The organism is Shewanella psychropiezotolerans (assembly GCF_007197555.1).
GTDB lineage: Bacteria > Pseudomonadota > Gammaproteobacteria > Enterobacterales > Shewanellaceae > Shewanella > Shewanella psychropiezotolerans.
The window spans coordinates 4,863,477-4,883,894 of the sequence record NZ_CP041614.1; the positions used below are offsets into that span (position 1 = coordinate 4,863,477).

Annotated in this window: 16 protein-coding genes; 5 read left to right on the plus strand and 11 right to left on the minus strand. The window is 42.8% G+C overall.

Annotated elements, in window-relative coordinates; genetic code table 11:
* Nucleotides 1-287: 287 nt before the first annotated feature.
* The 5 genes from nagP to FM037_RS21305 form a co-directional block, all read right to left on the minus strand.
* A complete protein-coding gene (nagP, locus tag FM037_RS21285; protein WP_407695610.1) occupies nucleotides 288-1,595 on the minus strand; it encodes an N-acetylglucosamine MFS transporter NagP in 1,308 nt (435 codons plus the stop codon).
* Between the two features lie 227 nt (nucleotides 1,596-1,822).
* A complete protein-coding gene (gene nagX / locus FM037_RS21290) occupies nucleotides 1,823-2,959 on the minus strand; it encodes a transmembrane glucosamine N-acetyltransferase NagX (protein ID WP_144047657.1) in 1,137 nt (378 codons plus the stop codon).
* A 122-nt stretch (nucleotides 2,960-3,081) separates the two neighbouring features.
* On the minus strand, nucleotides 3,082-4,215 hold the full coding sequence (nagA, locus tag FM037_RS21295; protein WP_144047658.1) for an N-acetylglucosamine-6-phosphate deacetylase: 1,134 nt from the start codon (nucleotides 4,213-4,215) through the stop codon (nucleotides 3,082-3,084).
* Entirely contained in the window at nucleotides 4,212-5,114 is a 903-nt protein-coding gene (gene nagK / locus FM037_RS21300) for an N-acetylglucosamine kinase (RefSeq protein ID WP_144047659.1), read from the minus strand. Before nagK ends, nagA begins: the two co-directional genes overlap by 4 nt.
* Before the next feature lie 223 nt (nucleotides 5,115-5,337).
* Nucleotides 5,338-8,004, minus strand: a complete 2,667-nt coding sequence (locus FM037_RS21305) for a family 20 glycosylhydrolase (RefSeq protein WP_144047660.1) — start codon at nucleotides 8,002-8,004, stop codon at nucleotides 5,338-5,340.
* Nucleotides 8,005-8,886: 882 nt separating this feature from the next.
* Here FM037_RS21305 and FM037_RS21310 point away from each other — a divergent pair.
* Nucleotides 8,887-9,777, plus strand: a complete 891-nt coding sequence (locus FM037_RS21310) for a sulfite exporter TauE/SafE family protein (protein ID WP_144047661.1) — start codon at nucleotides 8,887-8,889, stop codon at nucleotides 9,775-9,777.
* A gap of 12 nt (nucleotides 9,778-9,789) precedes the next feature.
* Nucleotides 9,790-11,298, plus strand: coding sequence for a tryptophan halogenase family protein (locus tag FM037_RS21315; RefSeq protein ID WP_144047662.1), 1,509 nt, complete (start codon nucleotides 9,790-9,792; stop codon nucleotides 11,296-11,298).
* 46 nt (nucleotides 11,299-11,344) lie between these two features.
* Here the strand turns inward: FM037_RS21315 and FM037_RS21320 are convergent, their stop codons facing one another.
* From FM037_RS21320 to FM037_RS21330, 3 genes are all read right to left on the minus strand, one after another.
* On the minus strand, nucleotides 11,345-12,898 hold the full coding sequence (locus FM037_RS21320) for a tryptophan halogenase family protein (RefSeq protein WP_144047663.1): 1,554 nt from the start codon (nucleotides 12,896-12,898) through the stop codon (nucleotides 11,345-11,347).
* Nucleotides 12,899-12,913: 15 nt separating this feature from the next.
* The gene (locus FM037_RS21325; protein WP_144047664.1) at nucleotides 12,914-13,615 is read right to left on the minus strand and encodes a SapC family protein; all 702 of its coding nucleotides are present in this window, start codon (nucleotides 13,613-13,615) and stop codon (nucleotides 12,914-12,916) included.
* A gap of 103 nt (nucleotides 13,616-13,718) precedes the next feature.
* Entirely contained in the window at nucleotides 13,719-16,355 is a 2,637-nt protein-coding gene (locus FM037_RS21330) for a TonB-dependent receptor (RefSeq protein ID WP_144047665.1), read from the minus strand.
* A 432-nt stretch (nucleotides 16,356-16,787) separates the two neighbouring features.
* Between FM037_RS21330 and FM037_RS21335 the strand changes: the two genes are divergently transcribed.
* Nucleotides 16,788-17,801, plus strand: a complete 1,014-nt coding sequence (locus FM037_RS21335) for a LacI family DNA-binding transcriptional regulator (protein WP_144047666.1) — start codon at nucleotides 16,788-16,790, stop codon at nucleotides 17,799-17,801.
* A 109-nt stretch (nucleotides 17,802-17,910) separates the two neighbouring features.
* On the opposite strand, the gene FM037_RS21340 is transcribed toward FM037_RS21335, so the two are convergent.
* The gene (locus FM037_RS21340) at nucleotides 17,911-18,249 is read right to left on the minus strand and encodes a P-II family nitrogen regulator (protein ID WP_144047667.1); all 339 of its coding nucleotides are present in this window, start codon (nucleotides 18,247-18,249) and stop codon (nucleotides 17,911-17,913) included.
* Nucleotides 18,250-18,505: 256 nt separating this feature from the next.
* On the opposite strand from FM037_RS21340, the gene FM037_RS21345 reads away from it, so the two are divergent.
* Nucleotides 18,506-19,015, plus strand: coding sequence for a GspH/FimT family pseudopilin (locus FM037_RS21345; protein ID WP_144047668.1), 510 nt, complete (start codon nucleotides 18,506-18,508; stop codon nucleotides 19,013-19,015).
* Between the two features lie 162 nt (nucleotides 19,016-19,177).
* Nucleotides 19,178-19,684: a GspH/FimT family pseudopilin gene (locus FM037_RS21350; protein ID WP_144047669.1), complete on the plus strand. Its 507-nt coding sequence runs from the start codon at nucleotides 19,178-19,180 to the stop codon at nucleotides 19,682-19,684.
* Between the two features lie 2 nt (nucleotides 19,685-19,686).
* On the opposite strand, the gene FM037_RS21355 is transcribed toward FM037_RS21350, so the two are convergent.
* Nucleotides 19,687-20,004 (minus strand): TapY2 family type IVa secretion system protein, encoded by a 318-nt coding sequence (locus tag FM037_RS21355; protein WP_144047670.1) that lies wholly within the window; start codon nucleotides 20,002-20,004, stop codon nucleotides 19,687-19,689.
* A complete protein-coding gene (locus tag FM037_RS21360) occupies nucleotides 20,001-20,390 on the minus strand; it encodes a type IV pilin protein (RefSeq protein WP_144047671.1) in 390 nt (129 codons plus the stop codon). Before FM037_RS21360 ends, FM037_RS21355 begins: the two co-directional genes overlap by 4 nt.
* Nucleotides 20,391-20,418: the final 28 nt, after the last annotated feature.

The window sequence follows — 20,418 nt, forward strand, 5'->3', positions numbered from 1 at the left end:
AAACGAATTACAGCTCAGGCCAGCATAGCTCAGTTGGTAGGGTAACTAACTTACGCGCTAAATCTCAGCAATATACGCGCAGCAGTAGGTTCCTGACTCTACTGAGAGTCCATGCTTAGCTTTCTATCTAATATTCCCCTGCTCTTATCCTGGTGCCTTATCCCTAAAGCCTAGATACTCTATACAAGCTACATACAGCCATATAACTCGATAGCTGCATATGAATATGCCGGGCACAAAAAAGGAGCCTTAAGGCTCCTTTTGGGGATGTGAAAAGCAAATAACAATTACTTCCAGCTTTTCATCTTATGGCCTTTCACCGCATAGAAAAGGATAAACAGGTAACAAGGGAACATCACCATATAGCCACCTTGAATACCTAAGGGTGTAGCCGAGCTGGTTAAGCCCCAAAACAGTGGCCCGAATGCGCCACCAGCAATACCCATGACTAGAAGTGCTGAACCAGTACTTGTGAGCTTGCCCATACCTGAGAGTGCTAACGGCCATACAGCAGGCCATACTATGGCATTGGCGAGTCCAAGTAGAGCAATCATCAATAAGGTATCGGGTAGCTGAGCGCCACCAAAGGGTACTAATACTGCGTTTGCAATGGCATAAGACTCATTGTCACCAAACAAGATCCCTAGCGTCAGCACCATGCCTAAAATAGCTGAAACCATTAACGCCTTCGGCTGAGAGATAAAGCGAGGAATGGTTAAGATGCCGATGATATAACCGACAACCATACAGATCATGGTATATGAGGTCATTACACCATAGCTTTCAATGCCAAGTGATAGTGCAAATATGCCAATAGTGTCACCAGCTATCACCTCCACAGCAACGTAAAAGAAGAGTGCTACAACACCTAATGCTAAATTGGGATGAGATAAGGCTTCTCTCGTATGGCCTTTACCGCTGGCTTCCACATCATCTTCTTCATTTTCCAGTTCAGGGAGAGATGACTTCTTAACTAAAATGGCTAATAAACCAATGAATACGGCCATACCTAGATAAGGAAATACCAAGCTATTGGCCATCTCATCGATATGTGCAGGAGTGAGCTCCATCCCCACTCGGTCTCTGAAGCTATCAAGAATAAGGGCACTGAAGACTAATGGTGCGATAACGCCGGCGCCTTTGTTCAATATTCCCATCACACTGACTCGCGCTGCGGCCGACTCCTCTGGACCGAGGCGGACAACATAAGGGTTAACTGCGGTTTGAAGCAAAGTTTGCCCCGCTCCCATGACAAGCTGGGCAAATAAGAACAAGCCAAAGATTTGCGTCTTAGCCGCAGGAATAAATAGCAGGCCAGCAATCATCATGATCCCCATGCCTAACGCCATTCCGGTTTTATATCCGACCTTTCTTATCAGCCAAGCCGAAGGTAAGGCTGTAAAAGTCACCGCGATATAAAATGAGAAGAGGATAAGAGACGCTTGAAGGGGGGTTAACTGAAGGATCTGCTTCAGATAAGGCATCAATGAACCATTGAGCCAGGTCGCGAAACCTAAAATAAAAAATAGCCCGGCGACAATTGCCATCGGAATAAAATTACTACGTTTATTTTCACTATTTACTGTCATTTCCATAAGCCTGCTTCTTATAATTTTATTTTAGATATCAGGTACAGCTGATATCACTTCTTATTAATACACTAGATTTACAGTCAAAAGTCACCTATCAAATAGATAGAATAGACTTTGTTTCATCGATGTTAAAACAGAACAACCAAAAAGACAACGCTGTCATTACCTTTTGTTCAAAACCTGTTGACGCCAATTTCAGGCTAAAACCATCGAATCATATTGGTTAAAATTTAAACCTTAATGAAAATATTTCGTTTATACATCCAATATAGAACCAGCCACTGTACGAGCAGCAGAGCAATAACACCTATTAGGGCTTGAGCTGCAATCGGGAAGGAATTAACCACACCACCGAACAGACTCTGGGCCGTGTACTTCCAATTAACTAAACTAGATGCCAGATAGATGATGATGGCATTACAACCAATAACCACAAACGGAAACGCAATTTTTTGCCACTTAAGCACATCAACCAGAGCGTAGAAAACGGCTAACAATATGATGCTCCATCCTGCGGTTACCAGCGCGAAGGAACTGGTCCAAAGATCTTTATTCACAGGAATAACCAGATTGACCAACCAGCCCAAGGCTAAAATAACAGCACCGACAAGTAACAAGTAAGCCACTTTAGTCCACTCACCTTTCTTGTGTTCCTTAACAATAAAGTGACCGACAAATACTCCGATCATGGCATTGGCAACTGCAGGGATCGTTGACAGGATCCCTTCGGGATCTAAAGGTCTATTCTGATAAGTGATCCCAGGTAAAAAGTGTGTATCAACATAAGCGTTGATCGTCCCTTGTGGGGTAAACACCCCCGCTGTCCCACCAGGGAATGGAACAAATAACTGCAACAGCCCATAAGCTATCAATATCCCTAAAGTAACAAAAATTTGGGTTCTTAAGCTGGTATGCCAGACTAACATGGCAGCAAAAAACCAGGCGAATGCAATACGACCCAGAACACTGGCGTACCTCACTTCATCTATGGCTACTGGTGCACCGGTACCCCAACCATGGTTATAGAGCACACCAAAGAAGAGTAACAAGAAGAGTCGTTTCACTGAATGCTTATAGAGTGGTATTCTCTGGGCAATAGGTAGCTTATCTAAGCGTTTAGGAGATAAACCAAGCGCAACACCTGAGAGAAAGATAAAGAGAGGAAATATCAGATCGTAGAAAGTAAAACCATGCCATTGGCTATGATGCATTTGAGCATCTGCCCATTTCCATCCTTGCCAACTGCTCCAGGTCAACAAACCGGCAAAGAGAGCTTCACCGCCTAAAATCCAGAACATATCGAAGCCCCTTAGAGCATCGAGCGACATCAACCTGCGTTTAGGTGCTTTAGCAAGACTCGCTTCCATTACGATTTCCCTATATTTTATCGTTTATTATTATTTCTATTTTTTATTATGCTTTTATAGACAAACTCTAGATAACATAAAGCCCCAGACATATTGCTAGGGCTTTATATTAATGGATAATGCTAGGCCTTAAAGACAGATGTGCCGCCTATCAATGTCTGCTGTACTTTCAGCTCATCGTTTAACAATACTAGGTCTGCTCGACTGCCCACACTTATTTGCCCCTGCCTTTTGGCTAAACCTAAGTACTCAGCTGGGTACAAAGAGCCCATACGAATCGCTTCATCTAAGGGTAAACCTAGCATCTTGACCGTGTTTCTAATCGCTCCTGCCATGTCTAATACACAGCCGGCCAGCTCACCCGTCACAGCATTTAACCTATCACCCTGACGTATGACCTGAGTGCCAAAGAGTTCGAAACTGGTTTCCTCATCGAGACCTACAGGTGGCATAGCATCTGTGACTAACATCACCTTGCCTCTTGGCTTAGCGTAAATTGCCACTCTAGCCGCGGCAGCATGCACATGGTGACCGTCGACGATGAGTCCACACCAGGCATCTCGGCTCTCGATTGCCGCTCCGACCATACCCGGCTCACGGGAACCGAAGGGGGACATAGCATTAAAGAGATGTGTGAAGCCTGTTGCCCCAGCCTCTAATGCCGCGACTACGGTTTCATAATCGGCATTAGAATGACCGAGGCATACTCTGACATCGGCAGCGACTAAGGCTTTAATCACATCCAGCGACACATTTTCGGGCGCTAAGGTGACCATTTTTAATCCTAAGTCATCACGGCTAAAGATCTCAAGCTCAGCGTCGGATATACCACGAATATGAGATTGAGGATGAACCCCTTTCTTTGGAATAGACAGGTGTGGACCTTCAAAATGCACACCTAAAACCCCGGCGCTGCCTTTAATCAATGAGGCGGCTACGGCATCCGCCGCTCGGCTCATGACGTCGACATCGTCGGTAATTAATGTCGGTAAGAAACCTGTGGTGCCAAACTTTGCATGAGCGCTGCCTATGGTTTCTATGCACTCGACTGAAGGTTCGCCGTTAAATAATGCACCGCCACCACCATTCACCTGAACATCGATAAATCCAGGAACCAAGGTCCCATCGACTCTTATCTCTTTTGCACCAGCGACACTGTTCAAGGCAAGAATATGACCATCTTCTATAGTGATAGGCAGGTCATTATGAAACTGCTCACCATCGAATACGCGCTTAGCGATTATTGTCTGCTTCATGTCTTCTTGACCCTAAATTTTTGACGCGCAAAATAGGTCGCCCCAAGCTCAGGAGGAGCTAACGTTGGCGATAACTTAACGATGACATCTTTATCTAACCATGGAGCCAGAGGCTCTGCCAATCCACCTATCATAGAAAAACGCGGGGGATTCACTTCGAAGAGTTTACGAGCGAGCTCACTGATATAGGCAGCCCCCTCTTTAACGATTTCTTTGGCAACATGATCTTGCTCATTAGCACATTCAAGTACGGTTCTGGCTAGCTTGGCGTAAACACTGGAAGTTTGGCCGGCTAGGTTTTCGACTATGCCCATGGCGTTATGAACCTTGAAATGATTGAGGATACGCTCGGTCAGTATGGTTTTATCTGCGAAGCCATCGAGATGTAACAAAGCTTGCTCGGCTGCCTTTAATCCTAACCAGGCACCACTGCCTTTATCGCCGAGAGCGAAACCATGGCCACCGAGATACAGATGCTTATCATCCACATGAGCATAGCCGCAAGAGCCTGTTCCCGTAATGATCACCGCACCTTCACCGCCACGGTGGGCGCCGATACACGCGGTATGTAGATCCGTCGTAACAAACATATCGGCAAAGGGATGTTGCCAGTTGACGATATCTTGATAAAGCCTGGGGACATTCACCCCAGCAAGTCCGACTCCAGCAACGAGTGCCTTACTGTCGCTTAAGCTCATTCCAGCATCTTTTAACGCTAGCTCGGTCGACATCTGAATGGAATCAAATGTCTGTGATAAACCGTGAAGTGGATTTGCACGCCCAGCTACACCAGTACCAATTACACCATCTTCGCTAGAGTAAATTGTTGCCCTGCATTTACTGCCGCCACCATCAATACCTATAAACAACGGTTTCTCCTTCGTCTGGTTCACACTCATACAGACCTCATTCACAGTTTTTTTATCCAAGACTTAGCGTTATTCGCTGATGCCTTGCTCACTGACTAAGTTAACTTCATGTTACAACATAAATGACAGCGTTGTCATTTATTTTGTTTAAGCTGAAGAAATTAGCCTTCACTCGGCTGAAAGCACCACAGCGGATGGGAATTAAACTGGCTGCATTTACTGGAAAAACGCAGCCACAAGTGTTAACCCCATGTTATCTGACAATTAAGGAACGCCCTTTCCTCTTACCATCGGCTGCTACGGCTCTAACTTCTACTTGGCCATCGACAGCAACTGGCGAATGATAAACAAGCCATTCACCACCATTGACTCGATACTCGACGGTTAAACCTGGGTAGATAAGGTTCGTCAGCAGCTGTCCGTCATGTATATGCGCCCCTACAGTCGGTACCCGGTATTCGATGCCAGCCTTATCCAGTTTAACTAATTCTTTCTGTCCCAGAGTATTGGCTAACACAGCCCACTGACTCGCCTGCTCATTGCGCATCTCTTGGGTAAAGTAACCACTAGTTTGATTATAGACGGCCCCTTTATATTGATAAGGCACTTCCCAGCTCGCCTTGTGCCAGGCTTTCTCCGCCAAAATGAGTAGACGTGGAAAGGTCATGTATTCAACTACTGAATCGCTTCTGAGCGTTTCACTCCAGATCTGGCCCTGAAGCCCGGTAAATAACCTCCCCTCCTTCATTGGGCCACTGACTAGCTTACCAGCTTCATCTCGCTTCTCTGTGTCATCGGCTTCGAAGGGCTTACCTTGAATATCGGTCCACTGCTCAGCATTAGCCGGCAAGTTGTCTGGCATAAAACCATATAACTTACGCTCGTTGGTGTTACGACTCGCCCAGTAATATCCATGCTCTTTAGGATCTGCCTCATAGGGGAAGTCAAAATAAAGCATCTCAGGCATACCCAATACCGCATCCCAACCTAAATTTGCTTGCTGGTGTGCGCGGCGAAAACCATTATGTGAGATAACATCCCATACATTAGTTTGGGAGACTTCGGGCATATTTTCAGGACGAGTATGGCTCATCCCATCACTCCAACCCGCAGGCTCTATCCCCTTATCATGTAAGATATTCGATACTCGCTCGACAAAATAAGCACCAAATTCATCGCTGCTAGTTACCCCTTGCTTATTGTCGGCAAGAAACGCTTTACATAAAGGTGAGTCTAACCAAGCACCGGCAGTTTCATCGGCACCGATATGATAGACAGACAGAGGCTGGCCCGCTTGTTGGTGCAATTTAGCTATCTCATCGATAACCTTATCGACGAAGTGAAAGGTCGACTCCAGACACACGTTAAGGGTGTTATCGTCATAGTATTGAATCGATGAATAAACAGTGGTGTCTTTGGGATCTATTAAGCGAAACTCATCGGCACCTTTTATATCGCCAGTTGCAGCTAACTTACGGTAACGCGCTTCCATCGACTTGATGGCGGCTCTTGAGTGTCCCGGCATATCCATTGAGGGAATGACCTGAATCTGCCTGGCGCCGGCATATTTTAAGATCTCGATATAATCGGCTTTAGAGTAATAGCCATTAACCTTAGCATCGGCAAACGGGCCACTACCAAGCTGAGGTAACAGACATCTGGTTTCACTCAAGTCATGACATCGCTTGCTGCCGATATCGGTAAGCTCAGGTAAGCCGTCTATCTCTAAACGCCAACCTTCATCGTCGGCCATATGCAGATGAAGCTTATTCAGTTTATAGGCCGCCATCTGATCTAACATATCCAGCACCAACTGCTTGCTGTGGAAGTTTCTCGACACATCGATATGCATACCGCGAAAATCATAACGGGGAGAGTCTTCGACTTTCATGGTGTTAATAACCAAGTCATGACTATCGAGAAGGCTGGTCAGTGAAGATAGGCCATAGGAAAACCCTGCATCATCCGCCGCAGAAATAGTGATTTTATTTTTGGTGATATCTAACAGGTATGAGCCTGGTGTTGACTTCATTTCCAGTGGTAAGAAGCTGACAGCTAAACCAAACGATGACTCTTCGACACCGATGCGGCTCAGACGAGCAACAGCAGCATCTATGGCTTGGCGTTTAACATCATTAAGCTCAAGCTTGATGCCGCTTTTTAGGGATACTGGCTTATCGGTTGAACTGACTTCAACTTTCAGAGGCGTAGGAATTATGGTATTAGTGACCAATTCAGGCTCAAAATCTATTCCCTGGTTAGCCTGAAAAAGTATTTCAGGTGTTGCCCACTTCACTTTATCGGTATCACTTCGCTTATACTGTTTACCTTCATCGGTGAAGGACACGGCATAGGGACGAAGCTCCATGCCGGTTTCACTGTCCTGGGTCACTGCCGTGCTCTTGATAAGAACTGGCGCTAACTCTCCTGATACCAGATAATAATTTGGCATCGCATCGGTTTCAGATAGTTGCCATAGCTCACCTTCAAACTCTATTGTCTTAGTGACACCCTTCTTAAGTCCTTTAAACTCAGGGGTTGGCGCTATCTTATGTAGATCGCCTTTCACTCGAGTAATAGTAAACTCAGCTGAACTCACAGACTTTACGGGGCGCATCTGACTGAAATAGATAGACCAATCTTGGCTATCTAAGTCGACAGCTGAAGTCAGATCTATCTGCGCCGTGAAGCAACGGCCATCGACACCGGAAGTCGGACATCCTTCTGGATAGTTAGTCACTAAACGATACTTGATATCTAATGTATCCCCAAGCGTGTTCAATTGTGCTTGATCTAGGCTATTAGCCATAGCTTGACTGGACTCGGCAGACACTTGCTTATTCGTTTCAGTTTTTACATCGGAGCAAGCACTCGTTGCTAGCACCAGTGTTATTGCGGCAGTGATCAACTTCAATTTCATTCTATCCCTCTACTATGATTCAATGTCCTCTCATTTCAAGATGAAATGAGCTAGCTTACCCGCAATCTTTCCCCTTGATATAACCAGAACTTACACCTCTATCTCACCTTTAAGGCGCTAAGCTGTATCTGAGACTGTGGACTACAATATGTTGATTTTATGTCAATACTAAATAATGTCAGTTCATACTCACTGACGCAAACCTAGACAAACATTAAGCTCAAACTGGCTAGTTCTAAAAGATGTGAGATAGATTGAAGGTGGGGCCTTGAAGGAAGTCATCTGAGTAACCTCAGTTATCTGTTTACAAGGTTAAACTCTCTCATCAATTGTAGCGCCTCTCTTATACACCTTAAACCTGGATCATCTTTCTATTAGCATGAGCAAGAGTGTTTGGATTTTTTCGCTTACAACTTCAAAAACTATTCCAAATGGTCAAAACCCACATAAAAAAAAGCTAGGTGATTCATCACATAAATACTGATAAAACACCTAGCCAAGTCTAGTTTCTGGGGAGAGACTATTGAAATTTCAAACACAAATGTAATTCAGTTTTACCCTATTACATCTGCCAAAAACATGAATCAGGAGACCTCTTCCTATCCATGCAGACCTTACAAGACAACTCATCACACAAGCAGATGACAACGCTGTCATTCACAAACATACACAAGAGCGAACAGAATATCTACATTTTTTTGACATTGATTTATGACTTTTTCTGTTCAGCACAGATGAGATCTATATCGCTATGGCTTGTTTTTCTCAAAGCACCTCATTCAAAACACCAAAATATGACAACGCTGTCAAAAGTTGATAACATCACCTCAGATGTTAGTGTGATAAATAGGCACCTAAAAAATATAACAAAGTGAACCTACCATGAGCGAGCACAATAAAAGCAGAACAATTGTCATCTCTAAACCAGTATTTCTGTTTCTAGGTTTAGCTAGTCTTTGGTCTATTTGGGCATTTCAATTCTCTAATCCCGTTGAACTTACCCGTGACTACCTTCATTACATCTTCCTTGGGATCACAGGCGCTATCTTCGCTAATTCAACAGGCGCTGGCGGAGGCGTTATTTTTATCCCAGTCTTTAGCAGTCTCAACTTCAGCAATGAACAAAGCATATCGACATCTTTCGCTATTCAATGCTTCGGCATGACTGCTGGTGCACTAACCTGGTGGTTTCACTTTAAAAAAGAGAATCAATCAGGCCTGCGAAGAGAACTTGTTAAACTAATCTGTATTTGCTCTCCATTTTCCATAGCCGGGATCTGGACCACACAAGTTTTCGCGATTCAAGCACCTACTTCGCTTGAGCATGGCTTCAGTTTGTTCTCTATCGTGCTAGGTTTCGCGATTCTCTTAAGCAGCATAACGCTAACAAGTACAACTCAGCATCGTGTACTGAATCGAAATGAGGTCCTGCAACTTTCACTTTTAGCTTATGTTGGCGGAATAATAACAGCTTGGCTGTCAGTAGGCGTGGGCGAAGTCATCGTTATCTACTTACTCCTGAAAAAGACAACGCCAACCTTAGCTATTGCTCTGGGCGTAATCGTCACAGCGCTTACAGTCTGGTCTGTTAGTCCAATACACCTATCTAACCAAGGTGACGCCTATTTCAATGTGGTCTTATTCGCGGGGCCAGGCGCTATCCTAGGCGGCATTTTGGCAAAGAAGCTAGCACTACACCTCCCGGTGAAAGGACTTAAAATATTTTTTGCTGGATGGATAATTCTTTCCGGTATCGCAATGCTATTGATTTAACAAGAGGTATACATGGCTAAAGAAGCAATTAAAAGTATCACAATTGTTGGCGGCGGTAGTTCAGGCTGGATGACTGCTATGTATTTGCAGCGACTCTACAATCAATCTGGAGGAAGGGTAAAGATTAGACTAGTAGAAAGTAAAGACGTCGGTACAATTGGTGTAGGTGAAGCGACAGTACACAGTATCAGATTTTTCTTTGCCGCTATGGGCTTAGATGAGAACGAGCTACTAAGAGAAACTAACGCAACGTTGAAAAGCGGAATCATGTTCCGTAATTGGATGAAACCTAAGGATGGTCAAACCCATGAGTATTTCCACCCTTTCGAGCAACAAAGGCCTGCGGGTCCATTAGATAATGCAACAGCATGGATTCAGTCTCCTAAACGCGTTAGCTACGCGCAAGCAACAAGTATCTCATCTGAACTAATAAGCAACGCAAACTGCCCTAAAGCAGCGACTTCACCTCAGTACCAAGGCATAGTTCCTTACGGTTACCATTTAGATGCGATATTAATGGGGAAGTACCTTCGTAAGAAAGCTTGCGCAGCTGGTGTCGAGCATATTGAAGCTAATGTGGAACATGTTAAAACTAATGGTGAAACCATTACTTCAATCATTACAGATAAGGGAGAATTTACCTCTGATATTTTCATTGATTGCACGGGCTTCAAAGGCTTATTAATAGAATCATTAAGGGAAAATAATTGGCAATCATTTGAACAAGAACTCCCTTGTAATAAAGCCGTTGCAATCCAAAGAAAACCTCTATTGGGCCAACCCCCTAAACCCTATACCCTTGCAACAGCTTTGACTAACGGCTGGGCCTGGGAAATAGATCTTTCAAACCGTCAAGGGACTGGCTATGTGTATGATGGGAACAGACTAACAAAAGAGGAAGCGGAAGCAGAGCTATTAGAACACCTTGGTGATAGCCAAGAAATCCTAAGAACTGTCCACCTTGATATGAAGATAGGCTGTAGAAAAGAGTTTTGGATAGGTAACTGCATAAGCATTGGTTTATCCGGTGGTTTCATAGAGCCTCTTGAATCAACAGGGCTACATATTGTCAATCTTGGAGCTCGTTTATTAGCGACCCATTTATCTTCAAATGCCCCGACTCAACCGGTTCGAGACTCCTATAACAAGACATTAAATGGGATATACCAAGACCTGAGGCAGTTTATCATATTGCACTACTGTCTCAGCGATCGGGACGATACTGAGTTTTGGAAGCAGGCGGCTAAAACAGCAGCCTATGCTAAGGGCTTACCTGAAAAACTTGAATTATGGCGTAACAAGACCTGTGAATTTATGGATTTGGCTGGTGGCTATGGCACCATTTTCAATGATGAAAACTATCGTTTTATCTTATATGGAATGGATCATACACCTGACCTCAGTCAACCGGCTTCGGGATATGAAATTCAAAATATTTTACAGAGGTTAGCGCAACAACAAGAACAAGCCGTTAAATCAACCATGTTACATTCTGAGTTTTTAAAGCAGGTCTCTAGATAAAACAATAAGATGAAGGAGACACTAGATATCTCCTTCATCTTAATATTTACACTTTTTGTATGCCAAACTTATGAATTTTGTCAATTAACTCACGATGAGGCTCAAGCTGAGTTTTAGCTTGATGAATAAATTCAGCAATCTTATTCTGTTCAGATAAGAATTTATCTAAGCCATCTTTTGAAACTTCAGAACAGCCTAAGTCTGTATCAAAGTCCATCCCATAAAGTACATACTGGTAATTCTCTAGATTAAAAATCTCAAGAGTCGAAGTGAAATCATAACGATTGGGCAGCTCAGAGGACCATAGAGCAAGCTTTTGCTTCAGAGAATCTGGTATAGAGGCTTCTTTGCGATTATCGCTCCAAAACTCAGTGTCATTACGTTTAGAAACCACATAATGAAGTTTAATAAAATCAATGACCTTATTCCAAGTCTCTGCAGTCCGCTTATTAAAGCGTTCAGCAACTAAAGGCATACTACTCAACTTATTAGGAATACACTCAGCTAGCATTCTTGAAGTTACATCAAAAACAAGTAAACCCGTCGCTTCTAAAGGCTCAACAAACCCACCGGATAAACCTATAGCAACACAATTACGATGCCAAGCTTTCTCGCGATAACCGATACGCATGGGGATATGCCTAAACTCAGCTTCACTCACTTTTCCGCCCAGATATTCTGAGAGTACTTTTTCAGCGTCTTGCCTAGAGCTATGGCGACTTGAATAGACGTAGCCAACTCCTCTTCGCTCAGTTAAGCCGATGTCCCAAATCCAGCCAGCTTCTTTAGCTGTCGATAAAGTAAAGCAAGGAATTGCATCATCAGTTTTTTCATAGGGAACTTGAACGGCTAGCGCAGAATCAACAAACAGTACGTCCCCTTTATCGACAAATGGTACCTTGCAAGCTTTTTCAATAAGCCGCGCACTAAACCCTGTACAATCGATAAATAAATCAGCCTCTAACTCCCCATTCTGACTCGTTGACACAGTAGAAATATCGCCATTATCAGATAGAGTGACCTCAAGCACATCATCAAGAATGTGGGATACGCCAAATTTGGATAAGGCATTAAGCCTTAATACCGCTGAAAACTTACGTGCATCCAGATGATAAGCGTAACTAGTGACTCCTTGAAACTGAGGTTGAGTGACAAGTCTAGGCCCAAAACCTGCATCAGCTAACACACCTTGCACAGATACAGAATTGGCAAAACTATCACGACTCGAAGCAGATGTTTTATGCCAATAAAAAGCAGAATCATGACTCACAGGATAATCAAAAAGATGGTGATACGAGTGACTTTTCTCTTTGGGGTTGTATAGCCAATCGACAAATTTAATGCTCTGCTTAAAGGTAGCATCACAAGATTGGACAAAATAACCTTCATCGATTCCCAGATAACGTAAAGTTTCACGCATCATAGGCACTGTACCTTCCCCTACACCAATATTAGGGATATTAGGTGACTCAATCAAAGTCACCTCAATGTTAGGCCCATCTAGATCAGAAAAACGTTTACCAAGATGATTCGCAGCTAACCAGCCTGCAGTTCCACCACCAACAATTAATACCTTAGTGATCTTGTTTTTTTCTGGCATTAATAGACTCCTATATTAACCTTTTGAAACCTCAGTTCTTGCTAAACGATTGACTTGATGCAAAGACGTTAAATGACCATAGATGGGTCCCAATAGGCCTCTTTTTTTCAAATCAAGAAAGTCATCATCATTTAGGTCATTAAGTTTGGCTTCATCTATCATATATAAGCCATTTATATTACGTTGGTCACCTTTGATATTGACAGTCAACGATTGTTGTCTGAATAAACCCTTTTCGGCGATTAATTGCAAAATAGCTTGAGTTGCCTGCTCTTGCTCGAAATGTTGTACGATTTCTTCTCTACGCTTAGTGAAGAAAGGTGTTTCTTCACCAGCATTAAAAAGGGGCTCACCCACTTCAGTCCCTACTTGAGCAGATTGCTCTTTGATCCCTATCCATATTTTCTCAGGCTGCTCTGCATTTAACACAACAGCAAATGGGTAATCTTTTACAATGTTAGGAATATAGCTTCCTATCCACTCACCATTAACCACACTTAAATTTTGCTCAGGCTGGAGACCTAGCATGACGACAGGTTGGAACTGACCTGTTTCACTATTTTTAACAAAAACAATTGGGTATTCAGTTGCTGCTCTAGAGAACTCATGAAGGGTGATAGGGAGAATATGTTGATTGGCAACTTGTGAATAGTTGGGTTTTGAAACTTTAACGTCTGAATGCTTGTTGGGTTCTAAAAGTGTTATTTCATTAGGCATCTTCTTTGGCTCCTTGATAGGGCTTCTTTTAAAATGAATTTTTTACAAAAAAAAGGGAGAGCTAAACTCCCCCTTCCCTTTTTATACCTTAATTCTAATTAGATTAGAACCTTACACTCGCACCTAAAGTAACGCGACGAGCCATTTCATATTCAAATGTAGGGAAACCATCAGTGAAACCGCTACGGTTTGTCTGGAAGTTATTGTTACCAGTCTGAACCGAACCTTCTTCAAGTAGGTTATTACCATCAAGTTTGATATCTAAATAATCAGTTACATGCCAGATAGCACTTAAATCTAAGCTACCAAATGCATCATGTAAGCGATTTCCATAAGAACCTTGCTCACGGATCATGTACTCACTACGCCAGTTATAGGCTAAACGAACTTGGAAAAGATCATTTTCAAAGTAACCTGTCACGTTATATGAATGTTCTGAGCTATCACTCAAGAAAGGATTCATATCAGTGTAAGTATTCTCACCTGTCTCTGTATCAGTGTAGGTATAGTTAACAATAGAACCTAAACCATTACCGTAATCTTGTTGATACTGAAATTCAGCACCTTGGATAATCGCTGACTCACCATTTTGTTTCTCTTGAACAGTCCAACCAGCTGCTTCTTCATCAGGTCGTAATGTTCCTTCGAATGGAATGTCTGCACTATCTGCACGGTATTCATTGATAGTTACGAAGTTCTTAATATCTTTCCAGAATAGGCCTACAGACACTAAAGAGTCCTCGTTGAAGTACCACTCAATACCTAAATCCATTTGATTAGCCACGTATGGCTTAAGACCAATATTACCTACTACCCAGTACTGATTATCAGGCAGGTCATCATCAGCGCCTAAAACATTCGGGTTAACATACATATCATCATATTGTGGACGTGCCATAACTCGAGCTGCTGAAGCACGCATTATCACATCATCAGAAAGGTCGAAAACTACGTTTAAGCTTGGTAACCATTCACCATAGCTTGCATCATCCGAAACTTTCTTGCCACTTTGATAATATGTTGAAGTTGCTTCAGTCCCAGCATAACGAACACCAAAGTTACCGCGCATGCCGTCTGTACCAAAATTCGCCATCACATATGCAGCATAATTATCTTCATCAACTTCACGATATGAACCTAAATCTTCATTTTCGCCAATGATGCTAGACTTAGCCCACGCTTTTAGCGCTTCAGGATCAAACTTTGCTATCTGATAGTCACCGGCTCCGACATCGATAGTTCCAGCAGCAACACTGCTTGTTGCAATACTAGTATCAAATCCTTCAGCCTGAATATACTCATAGCGACGAGAAGTTGTATTGTGCTGTGCGTATTTAACACCTGTCTTAATCGCATTGATCACACCGAAATCAACATCGAATTTAATATCAGCTTGAATGTAGCTTTCATCATCAGTCTTTGGGGTGCGGTTAAAGTTTGAACCTGTCCCCATGGTTAATGACCCTGGATCGTAAGCTGCGATGTCGAAACCATTAGTATCCCAAGTCTGGCTTCCACCAGTAAAGTCATAGGTACCACCTGGGATTGGTGTGCCACCCGTCCCGTCATCTACAACCATTTCAAAGTCTGTACCGCCAGATGACGTTGTTGTGCCTATCTGTGTGCTAAATTCATAGCTATCACCTGAGTATTCCATCTTTAAATCGAATACTTGAGACTTCATTGTCGCTTCACGTGGACGAGCCTGCCAAAAAGCGACATTCAAAGGACCAGCAACTTGAGTCCCAGAACCATCTGCACTTGGGGCATCACCACCACATAGACCACAACCGCCTAACCAGGTTGTGTCATCCCACGCACCAGAACCAGGGGCACCAGACCAAGATGTATCACCTTGAGTAAGCCAAAGTGCATAGTTGGTGTTATTTGCTTCCATCTGCATATCTATAGCGTTGAAAACAAAGTTTAGCGAATCTGTTGGAGCATATTGGAAAGTAGCAGTAAGAGCCGAGCGTTTACGCTCTTGCTCAAATGCAACGGGACCTGCTCCCCACTCCCAAAAAGCTTCGTTACCCTGGCGCTGTAAGCTACGATCTTGCAAAACACCTGAAACTAAAACACCAAATGTTTCATCATCATTTTTCCAAGAACCCAAAGCTGAAAACTGGGGGTCTACCGTATCTGAGTCACTCTGGTATTGACCTTCGGCGGAAGCATAAAAAGTTAGAGAGTCCATATCAAGCGGTTTACGAGTATTAATAATTACCGTACCACCGATACCACCTTCGGCTAGATCAGCTTGAGATGATTTATAAACTTCTATATCGCCAACAAGCTCAGAAGGGAGTAGCTCATAGTTAAATGAACGCTTCGCAGGCTCTAATACAAACCAACCTGTTGACGCAACATTCTGACCATTAAGTGTAGTTAAGGTCAGATCTTGACCAGCACCTCGTATTGAAACACCTGCACCTTCACCGAACTGACGCTGGATAGTTACACCAGGAATGCGCTGTAAAGACTCAGCAACGTTTTTATCCGGGAACTTACCGATATCTTCAGCGGTAATAGCATCAACAGTACCATCAGAGAAACGCTTGGCGTTCAAATTGGCCTGTTGCGAAGCACGAATACCACGTACTTCGATTTTTTCAATGTTGTCGTCAGCCGTTACAGCCGAATCAGCTTCTGCTGAGATTGCAGACATAGAGACTGCAGTACCGAGCAATAGCGCTATATTTGTAGCTAGTACACTTTTCTTAAAATTAGATGGTCGCATCTCGTTTCCCTTCCATAACTTTATTTTATTTTTTAGTATCCATAACCATCCCTTAGGGAATGACAACGCTGTCATGTCTAGTACAAACATTACACAATTATTTACACCGGCGCCACAAGAAAATAACCAGAAGCGACAGAAATCGGTTCATCTGTACATTTTTTTCACAGGTGTCGACCAACTACCCATTTGTAAAACCTTTGTTGCATGCGGGGTTGAAGGATAAAAGTTGTTGTTATTAGTTATAAGAAAATTATTTTTATCAGAGATAAATTACATTTGCCGATTGCTAATTAAAGTAAAAGTTCGCACTATAGGCTGTAACAAAATGAAATAAAGTTCTTTGTAAACCTGATTATAAAAGACGTACATTCATCTTTACAAGTATTAGAACTTACCTATAACACACTGATAAAACGAGTGTTTAGTTGTATGAAAGTCACAATAAATGACGTAGCGAAGCATGCTGGTGTTTCAATTAAAACAGTTTCTCGAGTCACCAATAACGAGCCATCTGTAAAACAAGCAACCATAGATAAAGTCAATAAAGCCATTGCAGAGCTGGATTATCAACCTAATTTAGCGGCGAGAAACTTAGCAGGGACTAAGTCTTATGTCATTGGTTTTATCTATGATAATCCCAACGCTTATTATGTTATTGATATGCAAAATGGCATCCTGTCCTCATGCAAAGCACTTGGATACGAGCTACTCATTCATCCTTGCAATGCGAAGTCTGATAACATTTGCAATGAATTGACCACTATGGTGAAGCACGCAAGACTAGCAGGATTAGTCTTGACGCCTCCGCTTTCGGAAGACCCAAAAATCCTCCAAGCCTTGGACGAAATTGATGCCAATTATGTGCGAATCATTGCCGGAGAGAAAATCGATAGCAACACTGGGTTAGCCGTACTTGTGAATGATAAACATGGAGCCGTTTCAATCACACAGCATCTGATTGACTTAGGTCACAAGAACATCGCCTTTTTAAGTGGTGATCAACACCACGAATCTACCAAAGCACGTTTATCTGGTTATACCCAAGCGTTAAAGGATAATAACCTGGAGCTAGATGAACAAAACATTATTGAAGGCGAATATTCTTTCGAATCAGGTGTATCCGGTGCAAAGATTTTACTCAACAGGGTAAACAAACCTACCGCTATCGTTGCTTGTAACGATGAAATAGCCGCTGGAGCTTTATTTGCCGCACGCTTAGAAGGATTGGATATCCCTAAGGATATCTCTATCGTTGGTTTCGAAGATAGTCCGTTCTCTAGACAGACCTGGCCAAAACTGACGACAGTACATCAACCGAATCAAAAAATAGCCCAGATGGCGACTGAACTCTTAATTGCGAAAAGACGCTCGCAAAAGTCTGCACAGGCGAAGATATTCATACCAGAGCCAGTGATTAGAGACTCATCTTCGAAAGCGACATAGATTTTAGTCGCTAAAATATTAATTCCAATCGGAATAAGATCAAAAACGGCGTTGAAGGAAGCTCTTCAACGCCGTTTTTATAAATATCTACCAATGCTTATAAAGAGAGTTATACCGCCTCTTCGTTCTCTTCACCAGTACGGATCCTAATCACACGTTCAATCTCAGTGACAAAAATCTTACCATCACCAATCTTTCCTGTACGCGCCGTATCCACTATGACTTCAATGGCTCGGTCTAGCTGCTCATCTTGGATCACTAGCTCTATTTTAACCTTAGGTAAAAAGTCCACCATGTACTCGGCACCGCGATACAGTTCGGTGTGCCCTTTCTGTCGGCCAAAGCCTTTGACTTCAAGAACGGTCATGCCGGTAATGCCGATCTCAGCGAGAGATTCACGAACATCGTCCAGCTTAAATGGCTTAATAATTGCCTCGACCTTTTTCATCAAATGCTCCTTATAGGGTAGAAATTGCTTATCTGTATTATTGATCCAGCTTATCACGAGCTTGGAACTCACTAAAGTTAATATACCAATCAATCTCATGGAAGCAATTTCCTTTCCACTAAACAATAAAATTGCCTTACCATTTCTTCTAACCTAACTATACTTTCACTATTGGCCATAGATTTTATGTGATTGCAGGACGCAACACGGGCCTTTTAAAAGCAAATGTATCGAACTTATATTCAAAGGACTGAATATGAAAAAAAATAATGGTTTTACACTCGTCGAACTCATGACCACTCTAGTGATATCTACAACCTTAATCAGTATTGCAGTTCCAAACTTCAACTCCCTTTATGCACACTATCGAGCAGACTCATCCATTCGAGTCATTCAACAGACACTCCAAATGGCACGCAATAGCGCCATCAGTTACGGCGTACGCGTCACGGTTTGTCCCATAATAGAAAACCAGTGTAGCGACGACTGGACGATTGGCATTACCGTTTTCATTGACTCTGGAGCCAGTAATGTCATAGATGGTCAAGATGAAGTCCTGATGAAAACCGCCAGTTTCTACCATGAGGATTTTGTCACTTATAACCGTAGCGCCATCAGATTTCAAGCCGATGGCCTAGCTTCTGGCACCAACGGTACCTTAAAATATTGCCCATCGTCGACAAGAAGTGAATACTCGAAAGCAGTAATCATTAACCAATCAGGGAGAATCCGCTTCTCGAAAGCCGCTATCATCGAATGCAGGTAATGGCTAAGTAGCAATAAAGTTTTAAGTAATAATACAAACAAACTGAAACAGTCAAAATACCCTTTGCAGCCAATATATTGGCTTTAAATAGTTGTTTTTTCGTGCTGTAAATAGACCTGTTCTCGATTATACTTAATACTGTAATTGAGAGGAGAGAAAGTTATGCGACCGATACAAAATGGATTTACTTTAATTGAACTTATGGTGACACTCGTGGTTGCTATGCTCTTAGTCGGTGTCGGCGCGCCCTCCTTAAAAGCTATGTATGAAGGCTATCGAACTGATAGCCAAATACGTAAGGTTAATCAATCTTTACAGTTTGCGCGAAGCCACGCCGTTAGCTACGGCTCTAGAGTGACCATGTGCCCAATAGTATCAGGAAGCTGTAACGCAGACTGGAGTAAAGGGTTCAAAATATTTCTCGATAACGGCGCCCCAAATCAAATCGATGGCAACGACGAGGTGTTGACCGTAGTAGGTCCTTTTAATTCTAGCGATTTTGTTTCATTTGCCCCCAGCGCAATAAATTTCACTACCGATGGACTCACCAGTGCAGGCTTATTTATCTACTGTCCCGGTAGTAAGGTGAGTGATGAAACTATGGGTCTGCAAATTAATGCCTCTGGAACAGCAAGATTTAGCACAGCAACCAACCTAAACTGTAACTAAGCCTATCTTGCTGTCTCTTCATCTAGCTTTTGAGCTGCGCCTAATGTAAATGAAGCATCAAGCTCTACACACTCTTCAACGTCCTTGATATAAATACGCTTACCCGGGAGCTTTCTTGACGGCAATTTGGCCATGTTCCTTGTGAAATTCTTTACCTCCCATCTATAGAAAGCAATTTCATAACCCTTAGTCGTCTTCAAATAGCACTTATATTCAAGTTTTTCAGCTTTTTTATCATCCGCATTAACAGATGACGAGTTAACTAATAGTGCAAATGCAATAAAAGAAAATATTAAATATGTTAACTGTGACTTATTCATTCCCAACACTCCGCAGGTGACTTTTCTCCGATATCATTAATCTGAATAGTGATACATGCGCTATCTCGACTAGCCTGCTTCCCTTGAGCCGTTGCTACGACGATAAAGCTAGTCGTTCCTGTTGAATCTACGCTATATAATCCACTATCAATAACATAGGGATCTGCACCTAGGTTTAGATCATTCATATCTGTAGCATATTGCCTGTTATCCAGATAAAACTGCTCTTGTAGGTTGGCGACTCGCATTACCGCGGCTAAACCATCGGCTCGGCCTCCCTTAGCGACAAAGTCTGTATAAGTTGGATAGATCACAGCGGCTAAAATCCCCATAATAGCCACTGCAATCATCAACTCAATTAAACTAAAACCTTTAATTTTATTCATCCGATTTTCACTCATCATATTGCAATCA